The following is a 14,278-nucleotide window of genomic DNA, read 5'->3' on the forward strand; positions in this document are numbered from 1 at the left end:
TGCGGCCGTCAGTAGTCGCGCTTGAAAAACAGGCCAAAGCCGGTTTCGCCCTCGCTGTCCACCGTGCCCTGCACTGTCAGGCTGTCCGTCATGTCCAGATTGATGCTCAATTCACTGTCGCCGCGGGTGTTGACGTTGAAATCGGTATAGACATTCTCGGCCACATAGCCGCCCAGGCCAAGCTGCCCGGCCCCCAGGTTGTCCGCGCCGATGTCGATGTCATCCGCCCCGGTGGCCTCGCGCAGCTTGCTTTGCGCCCCGCCGCCGCGGCCGCTGAGGGTCAGTGCCGACCCCGCCAGGCGGGCCAGTGCCAGCGGTGAAATGTCCTGGATATTGTCGCCGAACAGCAACAGCGCCAGTGCTTCCTCGCTAGGGCGGGGCGGGTCCGAGGTCACCTTGATTTCGGGCGCGTCAACCCGGCCCGAGATTTCCAGCGTTGCGGTGCCCTGATCGGTTGCGGCGGTGGATTTGAATTCCAGATAGGGTTTCAGATCGCCCAGCAGGGTGATCCGGCCTTCGTCCAATTCCAGCCGCCGTCCGAGGATATCAAAGCTGCCGCGGATCAGGCTGATCTGGCCGGAGGGCGACAACCGTGCAGTGGTGCCGCGCAGGCGGATATCGCCGCCCAGTTCCGAACGCAGGCCGCGGCCGCGGGCAAAGATTCTGGAGGGCGCGCTGATCAGGATGTCCAGCGCGGTCCTGGCAGATCCGCCGCCGCCGCCGTTGCTGCCGGTCAGCCCGGCGCGGGCCAGGGTCCGGCGCACCTCGCGCGGCGCTTTCACATGCCGGATCGGCGGGATCGGCGCCGCCGAGACCGAACCGCCGGCGGTGTTGAGATTGATGTTGGTTTCGCCCACATCGATCCGCCCCTCGATCCGGTTGCTGCCCGCCATTGCGCCGGACATTGCCAGAGTTCCGTTCAGCAGGGTTTCATAAGACAGGTTGTCGGTCACCACCACATCGCCGATCGCGATCTGCAGGTTGCCGTTGAAGGGCGGCAGCAGCCCGACCGGGCCGCTGATCCGCACCGTGCCGCCGTCGCGCGGGCGGGCCGAGACCTGCAGCTGCGCGCTGGAGCGGGCGATGGAGACGGTGGCGTTGATATCATCCACCCGCTGCGCTGCTGCCGGAATGGCCAGCGAGGCGCCGGGGACACTGATGGTGCCGCTCAAGCCTTCCAGTGCCGGAACACCCCGCAAGGCGATGTCGAAATTCGCAGGCCCCTGCATCAGGTTTGGGGAGATGAACGGGTTCAGCCCTTCCAGCCGCAGGGTGCCCTTGGCGGAGACATCAGCGGTGCCTTTGACCTCGCTCCAGCTGCCGGCAACGCGGCTGTCGATGCCGGCGGGGCCGCTGGCCGTGCTGTCGATGGTCCAGGTGCCGTCGCGCCGCGCCGCGGTGCCCTTGGCGTCGAGGCGGCCGGGCAGGTCTGGGACCAGCCGCTGCAGCTGACCGATGGCTGCATCAAAGCGCAGATCGGTGCTGCCGTTGCTTTCGGTAAAGCGGCCCTCGATATCCGCGGCGATGGCGGCTGGGCCTGCAGCCTTGCCTGCAATCTGCCATTCCCCGTTTCGCCGCGCGGCGGTGCCGCCGGCGGTCAGCTTGCCGGCCAGTTGCGGCACAAACCGTTCCAGCTCGTTCAGGGCGGCGGCAAAGGTGAAATCGGCATCGCCCTCCCGGGTGACGGATCCATTCAGTTCGGCGCTGGAGGTATGCGGTCCTTTCAGTTCTGCCACACCGCTGAGGGTATCGCCATTGCGAGTGAGGGCGGCGGCCAGTTCCAGCGCGCCGGGCGCTTGCGGCAGCAGCACCTCCAGCCGGTTTATCTTGGCACCGATCTCCATCCGCCCGGCATCGCTGTTGAGCGTGCCCGCGGCGCTGGCCTGCAGCGCGCTGCCTGCCAGCTCGAAACGGTCGATCACGATGCCGTTCTCGTCCCGTGCGGCCTGCAGTGCCAGCGTGGTCGTGCCTGCCAGCAGTTCATCTGCCTGGGCAATGCCCGCCGACAGGTCCTGCGCCTGCATTGACAGGTTGGTGGCAAACGCACCGGACAGCGGTGTAAAGGAGCCTTTGACCGCTGCCTGCACCGCGCCGCCCAGAGGGCGCCCGGCCAGGTCCGAGAACCGGGCCAGATCAGCCAGGCCCGCGGTCAGGTCAGCGCTGATTTTCATCCCTTCCTCCAGGCCATTGAAAGCCATGCCGCCGGCAGCCTGATAGTCGCTGCCGCGCAGCTCCATACCGGTGATTTGCAGCGTGCCGGGGCCTTCAGTGGTGAGGGTGCCTTCAAAGCGGATTTCATTGCCGGTGGCCTTGGCCAGGGCCGGATCGCGGGGCTGGAAGCCGCTCAGGCCTGCGGACAGCCGCCCTTCCAGTGCAAAGCCGCTGTCTTGATCCAGCGTGCCGCGGCCCGCAACCTCGGCCCGGTCCACCAGGGCGCCTGGATGGCTTAGCTGGTTCAGTACCCCGTCCAGGGTCCAATTGCCGGCGATTGTCTTTTTAAACTGCAGGTCCGCTGACCCCAGCGTGGTTTGCCCGCCGCCAACGGGAAGGGTGACGGCAGCCTGGCCTGCAGGCGGAGTGATTGCGGTTTTCAGATTTGCAGTGTCCAGCTTGCCGGCTGCGTCCAGCGTTGCAGCGCCGGTGACCTGCAGCGCATTGGTGCGCAGGACCAGAGTGTCCAGCGCCACCACGCCGCTTCCGGTCCGCAGGCCCTTGACGTTGAGCCGCAGGCCGGGGCCGAAGAACGGCCGGTGCACCGGCGGCAGCAGCACGTCTATATTACCACCAAGATCCGCGGCAAAGGCAATGCTGCGCGCGGTTTCGGGGGCGGCGTCTTCGGCCAGCGGCTGGGCGGCCAGCACAACCTTGCCTGCCAGCCGTTCCGCGCCATTGGTGCTGAACAGGATATCCGCAGTGAAGTCGCTGACCGGGCCGCTGCCTTGGGCAGTCAGTTGCAACTCGGGGCTGCCAGGCAGACCCAGGCTGCGGGAGATCAGACCGCCGGGGCTTTCCTCCACTGCCAGATCCAGGGTGATCTGCCGGGTCTCGTTGGCATAGCCGGCCTCGAGCCGGAAGTGATCACCGGGTTTGTCGAGCCGGGCGGCTGCCAGCCTGGTATCCAGCGCCCCGTCCGCCAGCAACAGCGAGCCCTCGACCGACAGGCTGGCCGCCGAGCCGGCCAGCTCCTCGCCCAGTTCGATCCGGTTCGCCTTGATCTCGCCCAGTTCAATCGCAACCGGCAGCTCCGGCAGGGCAAAAGGCGTGGCTTCAGGCTCCGGCAGTTCGGGGTCCGGCGGCAGCGGTTCGGGCGCGCGCGCCACCGTGATGCGTTCTGCCGACAGTTCATTGACCGAGAACCGCCCGCGCAGCAGCGCCAGCCGGTTCCAGTCGAGTTCAGCGCCTTCGATGGTCAGCCAGATGCCCTTTTCATCCGCCACCGTGATTTTCCTGATCTTGGCCTGCGAGGAGAACGCCCCCTCAAGACCCGTCACGCTGATATAACGGCTGTCTCCGGACAGTGTATCCTCAAGGAAATCGACCAGCAGCCCGCCGGCGTCATCTGTTGCGGTGTCCTGCGCCGCCGCCGGCGCAACTGTCAGCCCCAGGGCAAGGGCAAGGCCTAGAAACTGTTTCAAAACGCCTGTCCTATCCCGATATAGAATTGCAGCCCATCCTCGGTCCCGCCGTCCACCGGATAGGCGAGGTCAAGCCGGATCGGGCCGATGCCGGCCACATCATAGCGCAGGCCAATGCCTGCGCCGGCGTGGCGTGGGGAAGAGCCGGACACAATACTGTCCGCATCGACAAAGCCGATGTCATAGAACCCGACCAGGGAAATCTTGCTGGTGACCTTGCCCCGCACTTCGCCGGACAACGCCAGAAAACTGCGCCCGCCGGCAGTCCCGGTGCCAACAGGCACGCCCAGCGATTGGAATTCATGCCCGCGCACAGATCCCGCACCGCCGGAGAAGAACAGCAAGGTGGGGGAGACTTCATTCAGCGACGGCCCGATCACGGACCCCATCTGCAACCGCCCGGCCAGCACGATCCGGTCATCTGCTCCCAACCCGTGATAGGCTCGCCCGTCCCCTTTGATCTGCAAGCCGGATTTGTTGCCGTCAATGCCAAAGAATGGGGTAGCGCCGCCTTGCAGGAAGTAGCCGTTTGAGGGGTCCACACGGCTGTCCCGCCCGTCATATTCGGCCCGGATCCGGCCGCTCAGATACTTGAAGCGTCGTTTGCCGAACACGTCCTTTGCCAGGGTGGAGGAGACGCCAAGGGCAGCCTCAGCAAAGAAATTTTCTGAAAACGTCCGCCGCGCACCTATGGCGCCCAGCATTTGGGTGGCACTGAAGTGTTCCTCGTCCAGCCGTTCCGCCTCGGCCAGATAGAAAATGCCGTCATCCGGCCCCAGCGCTGCGGGCCGGTCCAGCCGCACTGCAATGCGCCCGTCAATGTCATTGCTGCTGCCAATGCCGCTGAGCCGGGCTTCGATCCGCAGTTTTTCGGCAGCGCCAAACAGATTGCGGTGCATCCAGGTGCCCGACAGCTCGACCCCGTCGGAGGAGCTGATCTCGGCCCCGAAGGTCAGGCGGCGCGGCGGCAGATCCTCGACCCGCGCCACAAAATCCAGGGTGCCGTCCGCATTCGGTTGTTCGGCCTCGCGCAGGACCACAGTGGAAAACGTGCCGGTGCGGCGCAGCCGGGTGGCGGATTTGGAGACCAGATCGGGGTGGAATGCTTCGCCTTCCGGGAAACCTGCGATCCGGCGGATGGCGTCCTCGCGGACATTGGTTTCGCCTGAGACCTGCAACTGTCCGAACCGCAGCCGCGGCCCCGGCGCAAGCCGCAGCTGTGCATCAAGCCGGGCTTGCACATGATTGGCTGTGATCTTCTGATCCGACACCGCTGCCTTGGCGTGGCCGCTGCGGCGCCAGGCCCGCACGCCGGCAATCGCCGCCTCGCGGACCGCTCCGGTGCTGGCAGGCTGGCCGGGGGCAAAGCCTGCGGGGATCTCCACGTCGCTGGTTTGCGGCAGCGGCGCCAGCTCTGCCGTGCCAAAGGTGAACCGCGGGCCGGGCTGCACGGTGATTTCCACCTTGCTGACGTCCTTTGGCGGATTCAGCGGCTGGATCCCCGCCGCCTCGCGCCCGTCCAGGCGGATATTCACCACCGGCGAGAAATGACCCGCATCATACAGCACCTGCACCAGTGTGCGGTAATCCGACAAGGCCGCTGCCAGCAGTTCCTGCACATTGGTTTCACCGCTGGCGGCCACCGAAGAGGAGGCGCCGCGCAGCCGCCCGGCCAGGTCTGCATCCGCACCGGGCGCCTGCAGCGTCGCTTCGGCGCCAAAGGCGGCAGGTGGCAGCACTGCCAGCAGGCTGAAGGCAAGGGCGCGCGCCAAGGGTCGCGGGCGGAAAGAAATATGCATGTCAGCTCCCGGCGGCGGGCGTGAAATTCTGCCTCTAAGCCCGGCGGGGCCACAGGCGGTTAGAGGCAAAGCCTAACACGGGAAAATTGCAGGATGGAACCGGCAAAGCAGCAGCTTTCCGCCCAGCTTGGGCCTGCGTTGACCAGAGGCGGATTGCCGCGCATCGCGGCCGTCATGCGGCCGCAACACTGAGGGTGGAGTGCCAAGCCGCGGGCGCAATCCTGCCGGTTTGGCGCGCGTGCGGTGAAATTGGCTGCAAAGATGATTGGAAACCGGTAGGAAATTCATACTATGCCGCGCAGCTCCGGCAGTTGAAGCTGCCGGAGCTGGCACTCGTTAACAAGGCTACTTCGAGTAAACGTCAGGCGCAGCCACCACTCACATGCAGCCTAGCCTGGCGGGAATGATACCACGCGGGATTGTACTGTCCAGATAATTATCGGATTGATAATTTCCGCGTGGTGTCATCTTATAGTGGCATATTAAGCGGTTCTTTAGCAGCGGATTAGGTTTCCCGGAGGTGTAAAAGTGGATCAGTTGAAGTCAATTTTTGAACTGCGGGATATGCTCCACATGATGGAGCGCGACATCGGACTGGACCGGTTGAGCAGGGTTGAGAGGGATGTGCTGCTGGCGGCGCATGCGCTGACCTCGGTGCCAGGCGCCCCGGTGCAATCCGAGCAGATCCGCAGCCACCGGCTGGTGCGGGAAATTGCCCAGGCGACCTTTCACCGGACACTGAAGTCGCTGCTGGCACTGGGGTTGCTGGTACGGGCGGGCGGCAGCAAAGCCAAGCATTATGTGGTTTGCTTTGATCCCGCGGCAAAGTGACAGCGCCGCGTAATCAAGGCCTTCACATGATTGCAGCCACCGCTGCTCCTGTCTAAGGGGGGCGGCATGATACGAGTTTTGCAGGTCCTGTCCGAGTTTCAGAGTTTTGCGGTCATCACCGCGGCCTATATCATTTGCCATGGTCTGACGGCCTGGGCCGTCACGCCGGTGCAGCAACTGTTCCTGCCGGAGATCACTGTCTTTGCCAGCCTGATCTACCTGCCGCACGGGGTGCGGGTGCTGAGCGTCTGGCTGCTTGGCTGGAAAGCGGTTCCGCCGCTTGCAGCCGGTGCGGTCCTGTCGGAGCTGATATTCACCCCAGGCACTGTGCTGCCCGTGGGGGAGCCGGTGCTGTGGCAGTCCATCGCAGTCGGGGCGTTTTCGGCATATGCCGCTTTTGAAATCGCCTGGCTTTTTGGCTGGACGCTTTATGCGGGTCAGACGCGGCGGATTGCCTGGACCGGGCTGCTGGCCGTGGGAGGGCTGGCGTCCGTCATCAATTCCCTGGGGCAGTCGGTTGTGTTTTCAGGCCTGATCTTTCCCGGCGGCCAGCTGCCGGTCATGGCAGTTTACGCGGCGGGCGACCTGATCGGTCTCGCGGTTTGCATGATTGCATTAATGCTGATTTTCCGCTGGCTCCGCCTGGCCGGTGCCGGGCGCAAGCCGCAGAAATAACAAGTCCGCCGGGGGCGGGCTTGCAAAGACGCGGCAGGCTGAGCCGGCATTTACCCGGCCATCAGCCGCGCCACATCCAGCATCCGGGCCGAAAAACCCCATTCATTGTCATACCAGCCGAACACACGCGCCTGATGCTCGCCGGCCATGCGGGTTTCGGGGCCGGCGATCACCAGCGATTCAGGCCGCGCGCGCAGGTCCGACGAGACCAGCGGCATATCTGTCCAGCCCAGCACCTGCGAGGCAGCAACGCCTTCGCGCAGCGCGGCGGTGAACTCTGGTTCGCTCATCGGGGTTTTCAGCTGCGCCACCAGATCAACCGCCGACACGCTGGCCGTCGGCACCCGCACCGCGGCGCCGCTGACCCGGCCTTTCAGATGCGGCAGCACCTCGTCGATCAGATGCATCGCCGAGGTGGTGGTCGGCACCATCGATTGCGCGCCGCCGCGGGAGCGGGCGAAATCGCCGCGCGGCGCGTCCACCATCGGCTGCGAGTTGGTGTAGCAATGGATCGTGGTCATATGGGCGGTGTCGATACCGGCGATGCCATCCAGCAGTTTGACCAGCGGCGTCAGACCATTGGTGGTGCAGGAGGCATTGGAGACGATCCGCGCGTCGCCGAGGCTCTCCTCGTTTGCCCCCAGCACCACGGTCAGCTCCGCCGCGGGGGAGGGGCCGGAGATCAGCACCTTGGCGGCGCCCGCCTTGATGCCGCGTTCGGCGACATCCGAGGTGCGGGCAATGCCGGTGCATTCCAGCACCAGATCAACACCGGACAGATCCACGCGTGTCAGGTCGGACGCATGGCTGACAGGAATGCTGCGGCCCATCACCTGCAGCGCCTCATCGCCGTGCGCCACCGGATGGGCAAAGGGGCCGAAGGTGCTGTCGTATTGGAACAGATAGGCGCACATGTCCAAGGGTGCGATATCATTAATCCGCACCACTTCGATGCCGTCTCCGCGCGCCGTGGTCAGGATCTGGCGCAGGATGGCGCGGCCAATGCGGCCGAATCCGTTGATTGCAAGTCTCATGCGCAATCTATGGCAGGCGCGCTTGGGCCGCTCAATCCATCGCCGCCGGGAAAATGATCACATTTCCCAAGAGGATGTTTCAGAAAAACGCTGCAAAACCGCAGAGCCGTCAGACGCGCTGCTATTTGCGGCAGATCATCTGGGCGTAGTAGGTGCCGGTGATATTGCGCACCATGGTGTCCAGGTTGACGCTGCAGCCGGTGGCCGCGCGCAGGGCCCGCACCGCCTGGCGCGCGGTCAGGACCGCAGGCGGGCGGAAGGGCAAATGCTCCAGGTTCATCCGCGTGGCGCTGTAGCGGCCCGCGGTGTCCGCGACCGGGAAAACCGCCCAATTGCGGCCCAGAACGGAAACCACGGTGCCTTCGGCATCCTTGGCGGATGCGGCCGGAGCCAGCGCGGCGCACAGGGTGGTGCACAGGGCGGCGGCCAAGACAGTCTGTTTCATCATCGAAATGCTCCTGCGGAAATATCCGGTGTCAGCCTAGCAAGGGCGGCGTGCATTACAAGAAGGGGTTTCCGGCGCAGATGTCAGAGGTGGTCCACCGCCTCGGCCTGGCGCAGCTCCGCCGCGCACAGCTGCAGCCCGCGCAGGAGCCGTTCTGCATCCGCCTGCGGCCGCTGTCCGCGCGGGGCAGAACTGCCCGCAACGACGGGCGTATGGCCGGGGCGCGAGACCGGTACCGCATAGCCGGTGATGCCGCCCTCGAACTCGCTGTCGGTGATGCAATAGCCTTGTTCGCGGGCCTGTGCGACACGCTCAAGGATGGCGCCGGGATCGGTCAGCGACTGGCCGGTGTGGCGCGGCACCTGCGTCTTGGCCAGCACCGACGCCGCCTCCTCTTGCGGCAGCCCGGCCAGCAGCATCCGCCCCAGGCTGGTATGGGCGAGCGGAATGTGCGAGCCGGCGGTGAAACCATAGGTGATATGACCATGATCCACGGTCGATTGCGCCAGCAGCAGCACCCGCCCCTGATCCAGCATCGCCAGCGTCACCTCGACCTCCATCTGCCGGGCGTGGCGGTTCAGTACCGGCTGCACCCGGCGGCCGAACTGGTTGGCCTGCAGGAACCCGCCCGCCAGTGCCAGCACCCGCGGCGTCAGCGCCAGCATCCGCCCGTCCTGGCGCAGATAGCCCGCCTGCACCAGCGTCAGCGCGCCGCGCCGCGCCGTGGCCCGGTCCTGGCCGGTGCGGCGGGCGATCTCGGCCAATGTCAAGCTGGGCGTCGCCGCGTCGAACACTGCCAGAACCGCCAGCCCCTTGGCAAAGCTCGAAGAAACATTCCTGTCCTGTTCAGCTGTGGTCATCTGATGCTGCCCGTCCCGATTGTGAAAACGCCGCTGCCTGCGGCGGTTTTGTGCGAATGCCGGAAACAATGTGCGATTTGCGAACGCTGTCAAGCGGCAAAGCCGCCGGAACCGCTGCTTTGCGCCGCCGCGCCTGGGAAATCTCCACCGGGTGCTGGACGCGCCCCTGGTTCCGGTGCAATTTCAGGCAGCCCGCTAGCCAAGAGGCCGCCCATGGCACATGAATTCACATCCGGCAAACTGGCCCGCCTGGGGCTGCTGAGTGCCGAGGATTGCCGTCAGGCGGCGGAGATCACTTCCCGCGCGCAGTTCGACGGGATCGAGACGGTGCGGGTGCTGTTCCCCGATCAGCACGGGGTTTTGCGCGGCAAGACGGTGATGGCCGGCGCCTTTGCCAGCGTCTTTGACCGCGGTCTCAACGTGCCCGCGACGCTGTTGCTCAAGGATACCTCGCACCGCAATGCCTTTCCGGTCTGGGAGGGCCGCACCGGCCTGGCCGGGCCGATGCGGGGCGCGGGCGACGTGCTGCTGGTGCCGCGCCCGGATACCTTCCGCGCGCTGCCCTGGTCCGGCCATTCCGCCTGGATCTTCTGCACGCCGGTCTATCCGGACGGCAGCCCGGTCCCGTTTGCATCCTGCGGCGTGCTGCAGCGGGCGGTCGAGGCCTTGGAGGGGCAGGGGATGGCGGCCAGCTTCGGGCTGGAGGTGGAGTTTCACATTTGCAAGCTGGCCGGCCGTTCCGACGGCGGCGATGCGGCAGGCCGCCCCGATGCGCCGGAGCAGCCCCGCAGCCTGACGCAAGGTTATCAGTATCTGGCTGAAACCTGCTATGGCGAAGCGGAGGGCGTGCTGGACCTGCTGCGCCGCAATGCCCAGAAACTGGGCCTGCCGGTGCGCTCGGTCGAGATTGAAATGGGGCCCGGTCAGGTGGAATTCACCTTTGCCCCCGGCGGCGCCATGGCCCAGGCGGATGCGATGGTGATGTTTCGCACCATGGTCAAGGAAGTTTGCGCCCGCAATGGCCTGCACGCCAGCTTCATGGCCAAGCCGCGGCTGGACAATGCCATGGCCAACGGCTGGCATGTGCATCAGTCGCTGCAGGATCAAGCCAGCGGGCGGCAGATGTTCATGCCGGAAACCGCTGGGGTGCTCAGCCCGCAGGCCAGCGCCTGGATGGCGGGGCTGCTGAAATACGCCACGGAAACATCGCTGCTGATCGCGCCGACCGTCAACAGCTACAAACGCTATCTGCCGTTCCAGCTGGCCCCGAACCGGATCGGCTGGGGCGAGGACAACCGCGGCGCCATGCTGCGGGCGCTGATGCAGCCGGGCGATACCGCCAGCCGGATTGAAAACCGCGCACCGGACAGTTCGGCCAACCCCTATTACGCGCTGGCGGCCCAGATCATTGCAGGCTTGGCGGGGATCACCGAAGGGCTGGAGGCGCCGCCGCCGACGCTGTCGCCCTACGGCGAAGACTCCGACCGCCTGCCGCGCTCGCTGGGCCAGGCGCTGGAGGGGTTCGGCGGCTCGCTGATGTGCCGGGCGGCGCTGGGGGAGGCATTCACCAGCTACCTGCTGCAGCTCAAGCACTTCGAGTGGGAGCGCTATCTCGACACCGTCAGCGAATGGGAGCAGGCGGAGTATTTCAACCTGTTCTGACCGCACAGGGGATCGGGGCCTGGCCCGTAAAAACGCAGGAAACCCGCGATTTGCCATCTTGATCGGAGACCGGCACCGTTGATAGCGTATACCCGCGCATGCAGAGGCCGGCAGGACCGGCTTTCTTTTTCCTGCGGCATCCTTTACGGCGGCCGAACCCGCACCGAAACCCCAAGCCTCTTCCAAGGAAAAAACGACGATGAAATACACCGAAGAACACGAGTGGCTGCTGCCCGAAGATGACCTGATCACCGTTGGCATCACCGCCCATGCCGCCGAGCAGCTGGGCGAAGTGGTCTTTGTGGAGCTGCCGGAGGTGGGCACCGAGGTTTCCAAGGATGAGGAAATCGTGGTGATCGAATCGGTCAAGGCCGCCTCCGACATTCTGGCACCGCTGGACGGTGAAGTGGTCGAAGTGAACGAGGCGCTGACCGATGATCCCGGCAAGGTGAACGAGGACCCCGAAGGCGGCGCCTGGTTTTTCAAGCTGAAGCCCGCGGATCTGTCGCCGATGGACGACTACATGGATGAAGCCGGCTACAAGACTTTCATCGGCTGATTTTCCCGCCCGCCGTGTTTTCCGCCCGGCGGGCGGTTCCCGTCTGGCATCACGATCCTGCCAGCGCGCCTGTGCAACCGCAGGCGATGTCCTACCATCCGGTCGATACCTGCAATCCAAACAGGAGACGCGCTATGACCGGTTTTTCGGGCCTCAATGCCCTGTTCATCAACACCTCCCTCAAGAAAGACGGCAGCAAAAGCCACACCCGCCTGCTGATGCAGGCTTCATCCTCGATCATGGAAAAGAACGGCGTGGAGGTCGAACATCTGCATATCCTGGACCACATGGTGCCGCCCGGCGTTTATCCGGACATGACCGGGCATGGCTGGCCGCAGGACGACTGGCCCAAGCTGTGGGAGAAGGTGCTGGCAGCCCGGATCCTGGTGATCGGAACGCCGATCTGGCTGGGCGAGGAAAGCTCGGTCTGCCGGATCCTGATTGAGCGCCTGTACGGCATGAGCGGGGAGCTGAACGATAAAGGGCAGTCGATCTTTTACGGCAAAACCGGCGGCACCGTCATCACCGGCAATGAAGACGGCATCAAGCATACCGCGATGACGCTCTGCTATGCGCTCAGCCATCTCGGCTTCACCATTCCGCCGCAGGCCGACTGCGGCTGGATCGGCGAGGCCGGGCCGGGGCCGTCTTATGGCGATGAAGTGGAGGGCAAGCCCGCCGGCTTTGAAAACGAGTTCACTCAGCGCAACACCACGATCATGACCTGGAACCTGATGCATCTGGCGGCGATGCTGCGCGATGCGGGCGGCTATCCGAATGAGGGCAACGACCGCAAAGCCTGGTCTGCCGGCTGCCGGTTCGACTATGAAAACCCGGATTACCGCTCCTAGCCGGCCTGCCGCGCCCCTGGCTGGCGCAGTTGGCCGCCTTACCCCTCTGCCGGAAACAAGGCAGCGCCTCCGGCGGGAGTGTTGAAATCCAGAAAGAAGCAGGGCGGGCGCTGCAGGCCGGATCAATACCCCAGCTGCCGGACCATTTCATGCAGCAGGTCTTGTCCGGCTTCAATCCGCCGGTAATTCTCCGCGACATCCGCCAGTGCATCGCCCAGATGCCAGCCTGACACACGCGGTGTGAGGGTGACCTGCGGATGCCTCCACAGCGGGCTGTCTGCCGGCAGCGGTGCCGCGCGTCAGTCCAGCCGCCGCACCAGGATCTGGTTGCCGTCGCCGCGTTTGGTCTCAAACAGCTTCAGCGAGGAAATCAGGTCGCTCAGCTTGCGCTTGCCATAGCTGCGGGTGTCAAAATCCGGCGCCGCCGCGGTGATGTACTGGCCGATCTGGCCCAGCGTGTACCATTCGTCGTCTTGATCGATCGCGTCCATCGCCCGCACCACCAGTTTGGTCGGATCAGCCAGTTCCGCCGGAGCATTTCCGTTGCCGCCGTCGTCTTCTTTCTTGGGTTTCGGCTTCGGTTTGCCCGGCTCATCCAGCAGGTTCTCGACATAGATGAACCGCTTGCAGGCCTGCACGAATGCCGCGGGCGTCTTGCGCATGCCCATGCCGAACACATCCACCCCCTGTTCGCGGATGCGGCTGGCCAGGCGGGTGAAATCGCTGTCGGAGGAGATCAGCACAAAACCGTCGAAACGGCCCGAATGCAGGATGTCCATCGCGTCGATCACCAGGGCTATGTCCGAAGCGTTTTTGCCGGTGGTATTGGCGAACTGCTGATGCGGCACGATCGCCAGCGCGGCCAGTTTCTCCTTGTTCCACCCCTGGGGGCTGCCGCCGGCGAAATCGCCGTAGATGCGACGGATGCTGGCCTCGCCGAACGAGGCGATTTCCTCGAACATTGCCTCGGCGTATTTGGCCGAGATGTTGTCGGCATCGATCAGGACAGCCAGAAGCGGGGGCTTTTCAGGTTTTGCCATTGCTGCGTGTGCCTCTTGTGTAATGGGGCGGGCAGGGGGCTGGTTGTGCCCTCTGGCGCATTGTCGGGGTTCAGTATGTGCAGCGCCCTGCGGGATGCAAGAGCCGGGTCAGGCAAAAGGGTCGTCGGGGTAGCCGACCCGCGCCAGATACAGCCCGTGGCCGGGGCAGACCGGTCCGCAGGCGGCGCGGTCGCGGGCGTCCAGCGCGGCCTTCACATCCGCAGGTTCCCAGGCGCCGGCACCGGCCCGCTCCAGCGTGCCGACAAAGCTGCGCACCTGGTTGTGCAGAAAGCTGCGGGCGCGCACGTGGAAATGGATCTCCGGCCCGGAAAACCCCTGCACCCGCTCAACCCGCAGCTCGTCCAGCGTCTTGACCGGGCTGGCCGCCTGGCAGATCGAGGAGCGGAAGGTGGTGAAATCATGGTTGCCGACCAGGTGGCTGGCGGCTTCCTGCATGGTGTTGGCATCCAGATCATGGCTCAGCTGCCAGACCTGGCCCGCGTCATGGGTGGCGGGCGCGCGGCGGATCAGGATGCGGAACAGATACTGCCGCTCCACCGCCGAGAACCGCGCGTGCCAGCCGTCATCGACCCGCGCGCAGTCCACGATCGCCACCGGATCGGGTTTCAGATGGTAATTCAGCGCCTCTGACAGGCGGAACGGGTCCCAGTCCTTGGCCATGTCGCAATGCGCCACCTGTCCCAGCCCATGCACACCGGTGTCGGTGCGCCCGGCGGCGGCAATCGTGTGCTCCCCCGGTTCCAGCCGCGCCAGCGCAGCCTCGATCGCCCCCTGGACGGAGGGCTGATCCTTCTGCCTTTGCCAGCCGGCAAAAGGCTTCCCGTGGTATTCGACTTTCAAAGCAAAACGCGGCATAAGCGGGCAAG

At 65.1% G+C, this 14,278-nt stretch carries 12 protein-coding genes; 5 read left to right on the forward strand and 7 right to left on the reverse strand.

Features of this window, described 5'->3' with window-relative positions:
- Window positions 1-8 precede the first annotated feature (8 nt).
- Together AC0KW6_RS16075 and AC0KW6_RS16080 are read right to left on the reverse strand one after the other, a co-directional pair.
- Window positions 9-3,635 carry a translocation/assembly module TamB domain-containing protein gene (locus AC0KW6_RS16075; protein ID WP_474035394.1) on the reverse strand — a complete coding sequence of 1,209 codons (3,627 nt, stop codon included), beginning with the start codon at window positions 3,633-3,635 and terminating at the stop codon, window positions 9-11.
- Entirely contained in the window at window positions 3,632-5,434 is a 1,803-nt protein-coding gene (locus AC0KW6_RS16080) for an autotransporter assembly complex protein TamA (protein ID WP_474035395.1), read from the reverse strand. The genes AC0KW6_RS16075 and AC0KW6_RS16080 overlap by 4 nt, the downstream gene beginning before the upstream one ends.
- A gap of 528 nt (window positions 5,435-5,962) precedes the next feature.
- Between AC0KW6_RS16080 and AC0KW6_RS16085 the strand changes: the two genes are divergently transcribed.
- Together AC0KW6_RS16085 and AC0KW6_RS16090 are read left to right on the forward strand one after the other, a co-directional pair.
- Window positions 5,963-6,265, forward strand: a complete 303-nt coding sequence (locus AC0KW6_RS16085) for a hypothetical protein (protein ID WP_474035396.1) — start codon at window positions 5,963-5,965, stop codon at window positions 6,263-6,265.
- A gap of 66 nt (window positions 6,266-6,331) precedes the next feature.
- A complete protein-coding gene (locus AC0KW6_RS16090) occupies window positions 6,332-6,940 on the forward strand; it encodes a hypothetical protein (RefSeq protein ID WP_323784396.1) in 609 nt (202 codons plus the stop codon).
- Between the two features lie 50 nt (window positions 6,941-6,990).
- Here AC0KW6_RS16090 and AC0KW6_RS16095 read toward each other — a convergent pair whose 3' ends face one another.
- From AC0KW6_RS16095 to AC0KW6_RS16105, 3 genes are all read right to left on the reverse strand, one after another.
- Window positions 6,991-7,974 carry a type I glyceraldehyde-3-phosphate dehydrogenase gene (locus AC0KW6_RS16095; RefSeq protein WP_474035397.1) on the reverse strand — a complete coding sequence of 328 codons (984 nt, stop codon included), beginning with the start codon at window positions 7,972-7,974 and terminating at the stop codon, window positions 6,991-6,993.
- Window positions 7,975-8,095: 121 nt separating this feature from the next.
- Window positions 8,096-8,422: a hypothetical protein gene (locus tag AC0KW6_RS16100; protein ID WP_323777788.1), complete on the reverse strand. Its 327-nt coding sequence runs from the start codon at window positions 8,420-8,422 to the stop codon at window positions 8,096-8,098.
- An 80-nt stretch (window positions 8,423-8,502) separates the two neighbouring features.
- The gene (locus AC0KW6_RS16105; protein ID WP_323777790.1) at window positions 8,503-9,279 is read right to left on the reverse strand and encodes an IclR family transcriptional regulator; all 777 of its coding nucleotides are present in this window, start codon (window positions 9,277-9,279) and stop codon (window positions 8,503-8,505) included.
- A gap of 213 nt (window positions 9,280-9,492) precedes the next feature.
- Between AC0KW6_RS16105 and AC0KW6_RS16110 the strand changes: the two genes are divergently transcribed.
- The 3 genes from AC0KW6_RS16110 (at window position 9,493) to AC0KW6_RS16120 (ending at window position 12,351) form a co-directional block, all read left to right on the forward strand.
- Window positions 9,493-10,941: a glutamine synthetase family protein gene (locus AC0KW6_RS16110; protein ID WP_474035398.1), complete on the forward strand. Its 1,449-nt coding sequence runs from the start codon at window positions 9,493-9,495 to the stop codon at window positions 10,939-10,941.
- Between the two features lie 199 nt (window positions 10,942-11,140).
- Window positions 11,141-11,500, forward strand: a complete 360-nt coding sequence (gcvH, locus tag AC0KW6_RS16115) for a glycine cleavage system protein GcvH (protein WP_323777794.1) — start codon at window positions 11,141-11,143, stop codon at window positions 11,498-11,500.
- A 134-nt stretch (window positions 11,501-11,634) separates the two neighbouring features.
- Entirely contained in the window at window positions 11,635-12,351 is a 717-nt protein-coding gene (locus tag AC0KW6_RS16120) for a flavodoxin family protein (RefSeq protein WP_474035399.1), read from the forward strand.
- Between the two features lie 299 nt (window positions 12,352-12,650).
- On the opposite strand, the gene AC0KW6_RS16125 is transcribed toward AC0KW6_RS16120, so the two are convergent.
- Both AC0KW6_RS16125 and truA read right to left on the reverse strand, forming a co-directional pair.
- Window positions 12,651-13,391 carry an NYN domain-containing protein gene (locus AC0KW6_RS16125; protein WP_323777797.1) on the reverse strand — a complete coding sequence of 247 codons (741 nt, stop codon included), beginning with the start codon at window positions 13,389-13,391 and terminating at the stop codon, window positions 12,651-12,653.
- Between the two features lie 108 nt (window positions 13,392-13,499).
- A complete protein-coding gene (gene truA / locus AC0KW6_RS16130; RefSeq protein WP_323777799.1) occupies window positions 13,500-14,267 on the reverse strand; it encodes a tRNA pseudouridine(38-40) synthase TruA in 768 nt (255 codons plus the stop codon).
- Window positions 14,268-14,278 lie beyond the last annotated feature (11 nt).

Source organism: Leisingera sp. SA215 (genome assembly GCF_055902035.1).